Source organism: Rickettsia africae ESF-5, assembly GCF_000023005.1.
In the GTDB taxonomy this organism is placed as follows: Bacteria; Pseudomonadota; Alphaproteobacteria; order Rickettsiales; family Rickettsiaceae; genus Rickettsia; species Rickettsia rickettsii.
In genome coordinates, this window is record NC_012633.1 from 675997 (window position 1) to 688826 (window position 12830).

A 12830-nucleotide genomic window follows, 5' to 3' on the forward strand; every position below is an offset into this window, starting at 1 on the left:
TTGTGTCATAAATGTTTTTTGTTGTCTTTATCTATTTTGACAAGTTTTATCTTTTATACTATTCGTATTTATATTGNCTTTTTTTTCTAGTTGGCTGTGCTTTCTGTTCTTTATCAACTGTATTGTATCTTTATATAGCGTATACTAGATGTTGATATGGTTTTTGTTGTGAAGTGTATTAACATTATAAAGTGTATATAAATTGCTCTCTTTCTTTTGTCGGTTTCTGGTTATCTGTGTTTTTAGATTATTTTAATTGGTTGATATGTCTTGTTTTGTTGTTTCTATGCATGGCGGGTTTTGTTATTGGGTGAATTTCTGCTGATGTTCGACTTGTTCTTATGTTTATCGGGAAATAATTATATACCTCGGAGGTTTGGTTCTGTCTTCATGACAATCATTCTCTCTCTTTGATATTTACCTTCTGTTTTTAGTATATATTATTATTTCTTATAACTAAATTTTAATTTTTTGTGGTATTGAGCGTGGAAATTCTTATTTTTTTATATTAGATAATATATTTATTTTATTTATCTTCTTAGTTTTGTTATTGTATTAGTCATTGCTACTATTAATTAATAAATATATTATTTTTTGTAATTTCTATTTTTATTTTATATTTTATTTAAATATAGAATTAAAAAAGTGGGGGGGGGNGGGGNNTGTTAATCAGTTTCTGCTGCCAGATTTTACCGTTTATAGATGCTTGTGGTTTCATTTGTTTATTAGGCTGTATTTTTGCTGTATATCGTCATTGTGAGTAGGCATTGTTGCGTGGATCAATTTCACCTCTGTTCACCCCGTGGCTTGACCACGGGGTCCATAAAAATAATAAAAAATACTAATAATGTTAGTATTTTTAACTGGATCCCGTGGTCAAGCCACGGGGTGAACAGAGGTGAAATTGATCCACGCAACAATGCCTACTCACAATGACGATATACAGCAAAAATACAGCCTAATAAACAAATGAAACCACAAGCATCTATAAACGGTAAAATCTGGCAGCAGAAACTGATTAACGAAGATATAGTCACCGAGTTATGTCGTAGTTTCAAAATTAGTGATTTACTTGCTAGGATAGTATCATTAAGAGTAAATAATCTAGAGGAAGTAGAAAATTTCTTGAGACCGAAAATCAAAAATTTATTACCTAATCCTTTTCATCTACTTGATATGGAAAAGGCTGTAGATAGAACTGTTACAGCTATTTTAAATAACCAAAAAATATGTATCTTTGCCGATTATGATGTAGACGGTGCTACTTCAGCCGCTTTACTTAAAAATATTTTTAGAGACTTAAATATACTATGTGATATTTATGTTCCTGATCGTATAGCTGAAGGATACGGTCCAACTCCTTTTGCTATGCAAAAAATTAAAGATAACGGTACAGAATTATTAATTACGGTTGATTGCGGTGCTATGGCACATGAAGCCCTAAAATACGCAAAAGACGTTAACCTTGATGTTATAGTAATCGATCATCATATAGCTACGGAAATATTACCGGATGCAGTAGCTATAGTAAATCCAAATCGTATTGATGAAAAAAGCGAATATAAACATTTGGCAGCCGTAGGAGTTGCTTTCTTATTTGCAACTGCAATATTATCGAATTTAAAGAAGCAAAATTATTTCACGCAAACAATGCTTCAGCCTAATCTAATGCAGTATCTAGATTTAGTGGCTCTTGGTACTGTTTGCGATATGATGAAATTAACAGGCTTAAATCGCGCATTTGTTGCAAGCGGATTGAAAGTAATGCAACAAAGGCAAAATATAGGGATTAAAACATTATATGATATGGCAGGGCTTCATGAAATACCAAAATGTTATCATTTAGGATTTATTCTAGGTCCGCGTATCAATGCAGGCGGTAGAGTAGGAAAGTCAAGTTTAGGTGCTCATCTCCTATCTACTAGTTGTTCTAATGAAGCAACTAAATTAGCTAAAGAACTTGAAAAACACAATAATGAGCGTAAAGTAATTGAGTTATTAATGATAGAAGAAGCGATGGAAATTGCTTTGACACAACAAGATAGTAGTTTATTATTTATCGTAAAAGAAGGATGGCATCCAGGCGTTATAGGAATCGTTGCCGGCAAATTAAAAGAAAAATTTGATAAGCCGGTGGCAGTTATAGCCTTAAATGACGGGATTGGTAAAGCTTCATGCCGTTCTATTTTAGGTATTGATTTTGGTGCTGAAATTATCAATGCTAAAAGCAAAGATTTGCTAATAGCAGGCGGAGGTCATGCTATGGCGGCAGGTTTTACCGTAACGGCTGAAAAATTACAAGAATTGCAGAATTTTTTTAATAATGCTTTTAGAATTAGTATAACTAAACTAGAAAATTATAAGCATGCGGAATATGATATTGATTTAACGGTTAATAGTGTGAATTTCCCTTTAATGGAGGAATTAAACACTTTAGAGCCTTTCGGTCAAGGAAATCATGAGCCTATATTTAAATTTGATGATTTATTTGTATTAAAAGCGGATATCGTTGGAAGTAAGCATATTAAATGTATGCTTGTTCCAAATAAGCGAGGCTTTGGTAATAAAGCCTTATCTGCTATTGCTTTTAATTCGGTAGGAACTGCATTTGAAGATGTTTTATTAAGCCCTAAAGCAAAAAATATTGCCGCAATAGGAACGTTAAAAACTAATAATTGGCAAGATAATTATACTATTCAATTAATTATAAAAGATATACTTCTAAAAGAGTAGATAGACTAAGTATATATAATAACAACTTAAAAAATAATAATTTATGAGAAATTTAAAGAAAACAAAAAATACTACAATTTCTAAAGACTTAGCAGAAGTACAAGAACATTATCAAGATTATCCTTATCCTTTCAGAGACCCAAATCAAGAAAAAGAATATTTACTTGCAACATGCGGTGAGTTCTTAGGAGAATTAAACCATTTTCTATATCAAGGAAAAGAAAATTTTAATAATAATTTTAGATGCTTAATAGCAGGCGGCGGCACCGGTGATTCGACTATTTATCTTGCCGAGCAGTTAAAAGATAAAAATGCCGAAATAATATATCTAGATTTCAGCAAGCCTAGCATGGAAGTAGCACAAAAACGTGCAGAAGTACGAGGTCTTAAAAATATTAAATGGATTAATGATTCAATCTTAAATATACCTAATCTAAAACTTGGAAAATTCGATTATATAAATTGTACCGGCGTGCTTCATCATTTAGCAAATCCTGATGAAGGTTTAAAAAATCTAAAAGATTCTTTAAAGCCGACCGGCGGTATGGGTTTAATGGTATATGCTAAATACGGACGTACCGGTGTTTATCAAATTCAGGATTTAATGAAAATGATAAATAAAGATACTAAAAACCGTATCGAAGAAGTAATGAACGGGAAGCTAATTCTAGATAATTTGCCTGCTACTAACTGGTATAAAAGAGGTTGGGAGTTATTTTCAGATTACCAAAATTTCGGTGACGTCGGAGTTTATGATATGTTCCTGCACAAACAGGATAGAGCCTATTCCGTTCCTGAGTTATATGAATTCGTAGAAAAAGCAAGCTTAAATTTTGTTGATTATCTTGATCCTTTAGAGAAAATTTTATTAAGACCGGAAAATTATATAAAAGATTTTTCACTTCTACAAAAAGTTAAAAAGATGGATAAAGTAACTAGAGAAGCAATTTCCGAAATACTTACCGGTAATATTACTAAACATTCATTTTACGTATCAAATCAAAAAGATAGTGTAGCCTCTCTTGATGACCTTGATAATATACCGTACTTCCATAATATTACCAATTTTGCTAAACAAATTTATGAGCATTTGGAATCTAATCCTTCAGCAGTAAATAATGCTATTAATTTTACTATTAATAATGGGATATTAAATAATGTTAATATCTCAATGTCGATATTTAGAAGCACTAAATATATTTTTAAATATATGGTAGAAGAGAAAAGTTTAAGAGAAATATTTGATGCGGTACGCAACGAATTAAACCAAGAAATACGCAATGAGGCCTTATTAAATGAAGCTAAAAACGTATGCATGCCATTACTTAATACAAATGTGTTATTGTTAAAATCAAAGGATTGCTAGAGTTACGTGGATTGATTCATCCGTCATTGCGAGAAGAGGTTACCAGGGTCGTCATGAGCTACGCAGCCGTAAGCTGTACAGCAATCTCATGCAATAATAATAAACTCCCAAGATTGCTTCGTAATTTTCTCGCAATGACCATTTACCGATTACATGCTCGCAATGACGATTTGGGTTGACAATGTACTATTAACGTTGTTAGTATGCTTTTACATACATAGCCAGCTCTTATAAGCTAACAAGATAAATAATTCTTTAAACCGCAAGAATAAATAAAACTTTCTAAAAATCTAATTTGATTCCTAACTTAAATAAGTATATTACTTACCTTTAAACTTGATTGCTAACTCAACTTTTCAATTATAATCTATTAATAATAAAATAATGAACACAACTAATAAAGAATCCACAGCAGAACTTAACAATACCGAATCCAATAACAATTATAATAATTTTGCAGAGAACGGTAATATTATTAATTTAAAACAATTAAAACGTAAATTACCGGAGGAACTACAAGCTCAAGCAGAAGAATTAAAAATTGAAAATATTAATTCATTACTTAAACAAGAATTAGTTTTTGCAATTTTGAAAAAATCCGTAGAGCAGGGAGTTTTAATAGTGGGCGAGGGGGTACTTGAAGTACTACCTGACGGATTTGGTTTTTTACGTTCGCCGGAAGTAAACTACTTAGCAGGCCCTGATGATATTTATATTTCTCCTAGTCAGATTCGTCGCTTTGGTCTGCGTACCGGTGATACTGTAGAAGGTCAGATCAGAGCTCCAAAAGCCGGAGAACGTTATTTTGCTTTACTGAAAGTCAATAGAGTAAATTTTGAAGACCCTTCTAAAGCTTATCATCGTGTTCATTTTGATAATTTAACCCCCTTATATCCTGATGAAAAATTAGGATTAGAACTTGAAAATAATAGTAAAGATAGTAAGGATTTTAGTACACGGGTTATTGAACTTGTTGCCCCTATGGGTAAAGGACAACGTGCATTAATAGTAGCACCGCCTCGTACAGGTAAAACCGTATTATTACAAAATATAGCACATGCAATTACAACCAATAATCCGGAAGTATTTTTAATAGTACTGTTAATAGACGAAAGACCTGAAGAAGTAACCGATATGCAACGTTCCGTGCGTGGGGAGGTTGTTAGCTCTACTTTCGATGAACCGGCAAGTAGGCACGTGCAGCTTGCAGAAATGGTTATCAAAAAAGCAAAGCGTTTAGTAGAACATAAAAAAGATGTGGTAATTTTAGTAGATGCGATAACACGTTTAGCTCGTGCTTATAACACCGTAGTGCCGTCATCAGGTAAAGTATTAACGGGCGGTGTTGATGCTAATGCTCTTCAGAGACCTAAAAGATTTTTCGGAGCAGCAAGAAATATTGAAAACGGCGGTTCGCTTACTATAATCGGTACGGCTTTAATTGAAACCGGTTCTCGTATGGATGAGGTAATTTTTGAGGAGTTTAAAGGTACAGGTAATTCCGAGATAGTTCTAGATCGTAAGATTGCCGATAAGCGTATTTATCCGGCTATTGATATAACTAGATCAGGAACTAGAAAAGAAGATTTATTAGTAGATAAAATAATATTAAATAAAATGTGGGTTCTTCGTCGTATTATCGATCCAATGGGTAGCAGTGAAGCAATAGAATTTTTACTCAAAAAACTTGAAAATACTAAAACTAACGGTGAGTTTTTTGAGATGATGAAGAGTCCTGAACGTCCTAAGAACGGTCTATAGTCAATTAATACCTATATTGTGCTTCGTTGTGCGTCGGCCTCACCTTATTATATTATAGGCTTCGCTCCTCACGCCTGTCACAGTATAGGGCTGCATTTAGTATTCTAAAAAAGTATATAAGATCATGAGTATAACACCTGATTATTTAATTGAAAGAAGACAAATAAAATCTCGTTTGTTAATTTGGAAGCTAACAGCTATTATTTTAATTGCGATCGTATTCTTACTAGTCGGTAAAGATTTTGCTCCAAAAGAGGTGTTACCTATTAATAGTAATGAAGACTATATAGCTTCCGTATTAATAGACGAAATAATTCTTGAAGACGAAAAACGTGACAAAAAACTCAAAAAAATAATCGATGATTCTCATATTAAAGCGTTAATAGTTAACGTAAATTCTCCCGGCGGTACGGTAGTCGGCGCTGAAAAAATTTATAATATTCTGCGTAAAATATCCGCAAAAAAGCCGGTAGTGATAGTTATGGGAACAATGGCTGCAAGCGGCGGTTATTTAATCTCTCTTGGAGGTGATTATATTATCAGCCATAACGGAACTATTACGGGTTCAATCGGTGTAATACTACAAACAGCCGAGGTAACGGAGCTTGCTCAAAAATTGGGGATTAAGTTTAATAATTTCAAATCGGGTGAATTAAAAGCTGTCCCAAATCCTACCGAAAAACTGACGGAAGCAGTGCGGATAGCCATTATGGACAATATAGAAGATACTTATAATTTCTTCCTTGAACTTGTTTCAGAGAGGCGTAATCTTCCTATAGAAGAAGTAAAAAAGCTCGCAGATGGACGAGTATATTCAGGTCGTCAGGCTTTAAAGTTAAAGCTTGTGGATGCTATAGGCTCGGAAGATACTGCATTAAAATGGTTACAGGAAGTTCAGAAAATTAATGTTAATCTACTAGTTAAAGATTATCAATTAAAACCAAAACCAAAATTAATGGACATAATACTTGAAGATTTTGATAGTATAGCACCTAGTTTTTTTAAAAATAGTTTTAACGGAATCAAAGCGATTTTTTAATAATGATTACTAAGAATTATTTAATAGATAAAATACATGATAAGCTGAATTATCTTTCTAAAGAAGATGTTAAAGATTCAGTAGATTTAATTTTAGATTATTTAAACGAATCTCTTAAAAAACAAAAGCGTATCGAAATCAGAAATTTCGGTAATTTCTCTATCCGCAAACGCAAATTTCCTGAAAGCGAAAAATTCTATAATACGGTTTATTACAGAATGCCTAAAAATTTATTTAAGGAATAAATTTCCATGGCTCTTCATACTGAAGATTTAGAACTCTTCAAAAAAATATTATCGATAGATGGGAAGCTGATTATTCAAGCACTTAATATAGACTCTTTTATATATCACAATATTATAGGGAATGGGAAATATGATTCTTTTTTTGAAGCATTATATAATTACTTAAATGATAGTACACCAACAATAATGCCTTTAGTATCTGAATAAGAAAGAATATTATCCTATTGTTGAAGAATTATGTAACGAATCTTTAAAGGAAAAAACATCATCAATAATGATATATTGAGAAAAAGAATCTGATAATCACCCTCTACCTAGATGGGAATATGAAGCAACTTTAGAATATTATTTAAAAACTAGAAAAAATTATGATAAGCTTAAACCTGAACCCAAAATAGAAAGAAGCAAAGATGCACCTAATTTAAATTATGCAGAATGAGATTTAAAATATTATGAAGCATCTTTAGACTATTACTGAAAGGTTATAGGGTAGGGTAATAAAATTTTCCTCTCACTTGACATTATAATAATAGGCAGCTATCTTAAGTGTAAAATTAAAACAGGGTATTTATGATAAGGTATTTAATAATTTTATTTGCTTCTATAGCTTTAATTGGCTGTACCGGTCCAAAAACTACGAAACCCAAAGAAGTAATAGAACTTGACAGTGATCCAAGCTATGCAATCATGCAAACAATCGATAGTACTAACAGAAATATCGCTAGCACTACTTCATCTCTTCCGAGTACTCCGGCTAGATAGAAATGCTTGCTATTATTTCTTCTGCTAAAACTCTAAATTTCGAGAAGTTAGCTCCCAAGACGGAGCTGACGATTCCAATGTTCCTTACGTTAACTAATAAACTACTTTCTACACTCCAAAGCTATTCTGAGAATCAATTATCGAAAATAATGAATATAAGTGCAAAACTTGCACATATAAATAAAGAAAGATTTAAGGATTTTGATAATCAAGAGAGTAAAGCGGCTATTTTTGCTTATGCAGGAGATGTTTTTAATAATATACATATAGAAAAATTAACTAATCATGCATTAAATTTCTTGCAATCACATTTGCTTATTATATCAGGACTTTACGGGGGCTTAAAACCGCTAGATACTATTAAGCCGTATAGATTAGAAATGGCAACAAAATTAAATGAAATAAATTTAACAAACTTTTGGCAAGATGAAATCACTAATTATATTAATAAAATCCTTGCTAAACAGAAAAATAAATATTTACTCAACCTAGCATCACAAGAATATTCATCTGTAATAAACCCAAATAAACTTAAATATCAATTAGTTAACGTTCATTTTAAAGAAAATAGGAACGGTAAATTATCAACAATCGGTATAAATGCTAAAAAAGCTCGAGGGGCGATGGTCAAGGTTATTGCTAACAACCTAATTGACTCACCTGAGCTACTTAAGAATTTCTCATATTTAGGTTATGCCTTTAGTACTAAACACTCATCCGATAACGAATTGGTGTTTATTAAGAGTTAAAATAGTAGGGGTGAAATACCAATAGAAATGCTTCAAGTTATTAACTTTAATTAAAAAGTTAGTATTTTCTTTACAAAATAGTGGGTTTACTTTATAATATATGCCTATTTATTAATAAGTATTTATTATGATAAAAAATCCTAAATCTTCAGCAGTCTCAAAATTTAATCCTATAGCATTGTCATACAATAAAATAATAGAGTTTAAATCACAAAAGGCTTTAATTGTAGTGGGGGAATGAATAGAACCATTAAAAAATGTAAAAAGTTCTATAGATGCTAGTGCAGAAATAGCAACAACTCTTTTAAACTCTTTAGATAGCAAAACAACAACAAAATTGGGTATTCCACAAGTAACAAGTCTAAAACTTAATACACTAAAAACTTTATTTGATAATTATGAATATAAAAATATTCAAGAACATAAAGTACTGAAAGAAGCCTTAAGCAAATATCATGTTGCATTAAAAGCGAATAAAGAAATTAGCATTTTTATAAGCCCCAAAACTTATAGTACTCCTATTGTAAATAAAGAACCCAAAACTATTAATTTTATAAATATTTTTCTTCAACTTCAAGGGATGATCACTGCTATACATTGCAGTATAATGAATAACCATGTGGAAGTAGCAGAAAAATTATTTATAGATATATTGTCAAAAGCAAATATAGATTTAAATTTAATATATTCCCAATACGAATTTCAAATTCATAAAGCTTATACCAATACTTTATTTGAGTTAGTCAATCATTTTATATCATGGAGTATGGAGATAAAATTATTAAAGATTTAACGCCTCATATAAGGCATTATTACAATATTACATATACGCTCTCTACCATATTAATTAATAATAATCACTTAGATGAAGCTAAAAAATTGCTTACGGCAGCACTTAGCAATATCACTATAGATGATCAAGTAAATGCCAACGATATATAGGTTGGTGTCAGTATAACTTAGGGGGTTGTTTATTATAAAACTGGTCAGTTAGAACTGGCTATAAAATATTATAATAATGCAGGTAGTTTTAGTATTAGAAAGTGGTTTACTGCGAACAAGGGTTGGTTATTTATCACAGCAGCTCCTAACCCAAGAGTAATGCTACGACCACTTATTACTGCATGGATTAGCATAGCGATAAAAGCATTAATGAATAGGAATATCAATAATGTTCATAGTAATATGTGGTTTGTGATTGATGAGATGCCAGCTTTACACAAGATATCTTCACTCCCTATAGCTTTAGCTGAAAGCAGGAAATATGGTGGCTGCGTTGTTGCAGGTATGCAGAATATCCATCAATTAGAGGAAATATATGGTCATGCAGGAGCAGCTTCAATGCTTGATCTATTTGGTAGTAAATTTATTTTTCGGGTAAGTGACTGGCAAACAGCACATAAATCAGCTTTAATGCTTGGTGAGCAAGAAATAATCGAGACTCAAGAGAATCTCTCTTATGGTGCTAACTCCATGCGTGATGGAGTAAATATGCATAGCTTAGAGAAAAGGAAGTTATTAGTAATGCCATCTGAAATTATGAATCTACCAGATCTTACCTGTTATGTAAAACTTGCGGGTAATTTCCCTATTACTAAATTACCGATGAATTTACAAACTTGATTTAAATCTAAAAAGATAAAACCATTTTAATGGCATTTTTAAAAGATTTTAATTGTTTGATAGGGGGGGATTTACCTTATAAAGAAAAATCCTATTATAATACCTCTTTAAATCGCCAATTTAGTATTACGAGTTTTAGAGGTAAGCTGTGTATAAAAAACTTTTTTGTTATTTCAGAATTTTTATAAATGATTTTTCAAACAGCAGAGTAAATTTTACAAGAAATATGTAAGAAATATGTTTATTCTAAAGAACTAATAAAAGCTTCATCAAGACCGGTTACACTAGAAATTAAAGAAATATTACAACCCTGAGATAGCATTTCTTTTGCTATCTCAACTCTTTCTTCAGCTTTTCCTTTAGCTTCACCAATTTGGATACCTTTAGCTTCACCAACTTGTAAACCTTCAAGAACACCTAATTCTTTTCCTTCTTGTTGCCAATGCTGTGCTAAACTTCTCATAAGCCTTGTTCCTATTTCCGGATTCAACTTTGTTGATAATAAATCCTCTAGCTTTATTCTATCAGCTTGCTCTATCTTCGTCAATGTATAATATAATAGTCTGTATATTATGCAGTCTATCAAATAACTTTATCAGAAGTACATCATGTTTCTTCTCTTTGTATAACATCTCTACCATTTTAGCAGAACTAATCTTTATACCATGCTCCTTAATCCTCGTCAAATCCATTACTTGATTGGCTATATTCTCTCCAAATTCTTGTAATATTTTCTCCTTGGTAAGTTCTGTATCCTCTATAGTATCATGCAATATACTAGTTACTAGTATATCTGTTCTAAATAAGTAATCTAATATCATATATGCTACTTCTATCGGATGTGAATAAAATGGTTCTCCTGATTGACGCATCTGACTACCATGATATTTCTTAGCATAGTATATAGCTTTCTTTACCTCCAATACACCCACTGGTGGTACTTTTACTACACTATTTAAATATATTACTTTATCTAATAACTTCTTAGCATAAATACATATCTCAAAATTTGTTTGATAACCTTCTATCTTTTTCATTAATGCTTATTAATTATTTTCAATACTTTTTACCTAAATTTTCCAAGTAATCCTATATCTTTTGATTATATGATTATATATATAACAGCTGTGATTTCTCCACCAGCATATGATCCAACAAAAAAGCCAGTTTTCCATACCTACCACTATGCTCGTTCAGCAACATTGTTATCAATCTCTATTTTACCATTATCTAAAAACCTCATTACAGAGTTGCCTCATTATTTAGAGAACATAAGCAATAGCTCTATTCTTGGCACTTTTTTAAGTAGTATATGATACAATATCTCCTGTTAACTCTGTTGGTTTTATAAAAAAGTTATCTTGTTGAACCGTAAAAACAAATTCATTATTAACAAAACAGTTATTTTATTGTTGTTTATCTTGTATACCAACATCATAATTATTGAGTCTTGTTAAACCATCTATTGGTATAACAGCATCAAAGGATTTTATTATTATTAGATCTCTTGCGAAACTGGAGTTTAAAGAATAAAAGTTAGTTGTAACTTCATATACTTTGATCTTACATTATAACTATGTCTATAAATCACACATTTTTTCCACTATATTCCACAATTTAACTGATACATAAATCACCGCACAAATTGATTATATTGTCTGTCTGATCATCTGGTAACATTGTTTCTAAATTAATGTCTGCACCGCCTAATATGAAAGATTTTAAAATATTACAATTGTTAAACTCCATAATACTGTTTAATACTGTTTCACCACTATTATTTTTAGCATCGACATCAGCACCATAGACCATTAGCAATGATACTAACGCTAAGTTACCAGACTCAACAGCATAGTGTAATGCTGTTAGACCATTATCGGTTTTAGCATTAACATCAGCACCATTTTTAGCTAATAATTTCGCTAAATCTAAGTTACCATTCTTAGCAGCACAGTGTAATGATATTACACCATGACAATTTGTAGCATTAGGATTAGCACCATGTGTGATTAATAATGGCACTGATTCTACACAGCCAAGTTGAAGTCCAAGATGTAATAACTGCTCCTTATTACTATCTGATATATCATTTATTCTCTTATTCAGCTCTGATGGATCTACTAATAAGGTTATTATAGGAAGCATTTGAGTAATGTTTGTGTTTATAGTAGTTGATAAAAATTCCTTTTGACCATATTGTTCCAAAACAACTTTATCGTTTATGGTAGCCAATAATGTATTGTATGTTGTGTTAATTATATCTGTTTTTGGTGAGGATAGCTTAAATATTGAGCTGATATTGGAATCTTCATGCCTCTTTGTATAAGTTATAGTTGCCGGAAAAGCACATTCAGCTAATATTGGTTTGTAAGTGATATTAATAAAAACACTATTATGTTCGAATAATAGATTACTTACCGGAATCTGTACTACTGCTAAAGGTACTAATTTATATTCTAAAATATTATGCAAATTGAGATTTATATTGAGAGAAAAGTTGTAAGGTATAGTATTAGTGTCTTTTATCAAAAGTGATAAATTATTATTATAAT

Annotated in this window: 13 protein-coding genes and 3 pseudogenes; 11 read left to right on the forward strand and 5 right to left on the reverse strand. The window is 31.2% G+C overall.

The window, feature by feature from the left end; genetic code table 11:
* The first annotated feature begins 969 nt into the window (after positions 1 to 969).
* From recJ to RAF_RS03575, 8 genes are all read left to right on the forward strand, one after another.
* The gene (recJ, locus tag RAF_RS03540) at positions 970 to 2733 is read left to right on the forward strand and encodes a single-stranded-DNA-specific exonuclease RecJ (protein WP_012719747.1); all 1764 of its coding nucleotides are present in this window, start codon (positions 970 to 972) and stop codon (positions 2731 to 2733) included.
* 43 nt (positions 2734 to 2776) lie between these two features.
* Positions 2777 to 4099, forward strand: coding sequence for a class I SAM-dependent methyltransferase (locus tag RAF_RS03545; RefSeq protein WP_012719748.1), 1323 nt, complete (start codon positions 2777 to 2779; stop codon positions 4097 to 4099).
* A 384-nt stretch (positions 4100 to 4483) separates the two neighbouring features.
* The gene (rho, locus tag RAF_RS03550) at positions 4484 to 5860 is read left to right on the forward strand and encodes a transcription termination factor Rho (protein ID WP_004998383.1); all 1377 of its coding nucleotides are present in this window, start codon (positions 4484 to 4486) and stop codon (positions 5858 to 5860) included.
* A 124-nt stretch (positions 5861 to 5984) separates the two neighbouring features.
* Positions 5985 to 6899, forward strand: a complete 915-nt coding sequence (sppA, locus tag RAF_RS03555; RefSeq protein WP_012719749.1) for a signal peptide peptidase SppA — start codon at positions 5985 to 5987, stop codon at positions 6897 to 6899.
* 2 nt (positions 6900 to 6901) lie between these two features.
* Complete coding sequence (locus tag RAF_RS03560) at positions 6902 to 7144, forward strand: HU family DNA-binding protein (protein ID WP_004998379.1); 243 nt, start codon at positions 6902 to 6904, stop codon at positions 7142 to 7144.
* Between the two features lie 6 nt (positions 7145 to 7150).
* Positions 7151 to 7351 carry a hypothetical protein gene (locus tag RAF_RS03565; protein ID WP_041471871.1) on the forward strand — a complete coding sequence of 67 codons (201 nt, stop codon included), beginning with the start codon at positions 7151 to 7153 and terminating at the stop codon, positions 7349 to 7351.
* A 363-nt stretch (positions 7352 to 7714) separates the two neighbouring features.
* Positions 7715 to 7906: a hypothetical protein gene (locus RAF_RS03570; RefSeq protein WP_041471872.1), complete on the forward strand. Its 192-nt coding sequence runs from the start codon at positions 7715 to 7717 to the stop codon at positions 7904 to 7906.
* Positions 7907 to 7908: 2 nt separating this feature from the next.
* Complete coding sequence (locus RAF_RS03575; RefSeq protein WP_012719750.1) at positions 7909 to 8655, forward strand: YaaA family protein; 747 nt, start codon at positions 7909 to 7911, stop codon at positions 8653 to 8655.
* A gap of 111 nt (positions 8656 to 8766) precedes the next feature.
* On the opposite strand, the gene RAF_RS03580 is transcribed toward RAF_RS03575, so the two are convergent.
* Positions 8767 to 8979: a hypothetical protein gene (locus RAF_RS03580; RefSeq protein ID WP_041471873.1), complete on the reverse strand. Its 213-nt coding sequence runs from the start codon at positions 8977 to 8979 to the stop codon at positions 8767 to 8769.
* 13 nt (positions 8980 to 8992) lie between these two features.
* Here RAF_RS03580 and RAF_RS03585 point away from each other — a divergent pair, with 13 nt between their 5' ends.
* Genes RAF_RS03585 through RAF_RS03595 form a run of 3 tightly spaced genes read left to right on the forward strand, consistent with a single transcriptional unit; the run spans position 8993 to position 10278 of the window.
* Entirely contained in the window at positions 8993 to 9448 is a 456-nt protein-coding gene (locus tag RAF_RS03585) for a hypothetical protein (protein ID WP_004998372.1), read from the forward strand.
* Positions 9415 to 9597: a hypothetical protein gene (locus RAF_RS03590; protein ID WP_041471874.1), complete on the forward strand. Its 183-nt coding sequence runs from the start codon at positions 9415 to 9417 to the stop codon at positions 9595 to 9597. Before RAF_RS03585 ends, RAF_RS03590 begins: the two co-directional genes overlap by 34 nt.
* Before the next feature lie 54 nt (positions 9598 to 9651).
* Complete coding sequence (locus RAF_RS03595) at positions 9652 to 10278, forward strand: type IV secretion system DNA-binding domain-containing protein (RefSeq protein WP_410524338.1); 627 nt, start codon at positions 9652 to 9654, stop codon at positions 10276 to 10278.
* A 241-nt stretch (positions 10279 to 10519) separates the two neighbouring features.
* Here RAF_RS03595 and RAF_RS07825 read toward each other — a convergent pair.
* From RAF_RS07825 to RAF_RS03605, 4 genes and pseudogenes are all read right to left on the reverse strand, one after another.
* Positions 10520 to 10840 (reverse strand): annotated as a pseudogene (locus tag RAF_RS07825) (transposase); the annotation flags it as partial.
* Positions 10836 to 11315 (reverse strand): annotated as a pseudogene (locus RAF_RS03600) (HD domain-containing protein); the annotation flags it as partial. The pseudogenes RAF_RS07825 and RAF_RS03600, both read right to left, overlap by 5 nt.
* Before the next feature lie 146 nt (positions 11316 to 11461).
* A pseudogene (locus RAF_RS10755) lies at positions 11462 to 11524 on the reverse strand (hypothetical protein); the annotation flags it as partial.
* A gap of 371 nt (positions 11525 to 11895) precedes the next feature.
* Positions 11896 to 12807: an ankyrin repeat domain-containing protein gene (locus RAF_RS03605; protein WP_148206963.1), complete on the reverse strand. Its 912-nt coding sequence runs from the start codon at positions 12805 to 12807 to the stop codon at positions 11896 to 11898.
* Positions 12808 to 12830 lie beyond the last annotated feature (23 nt).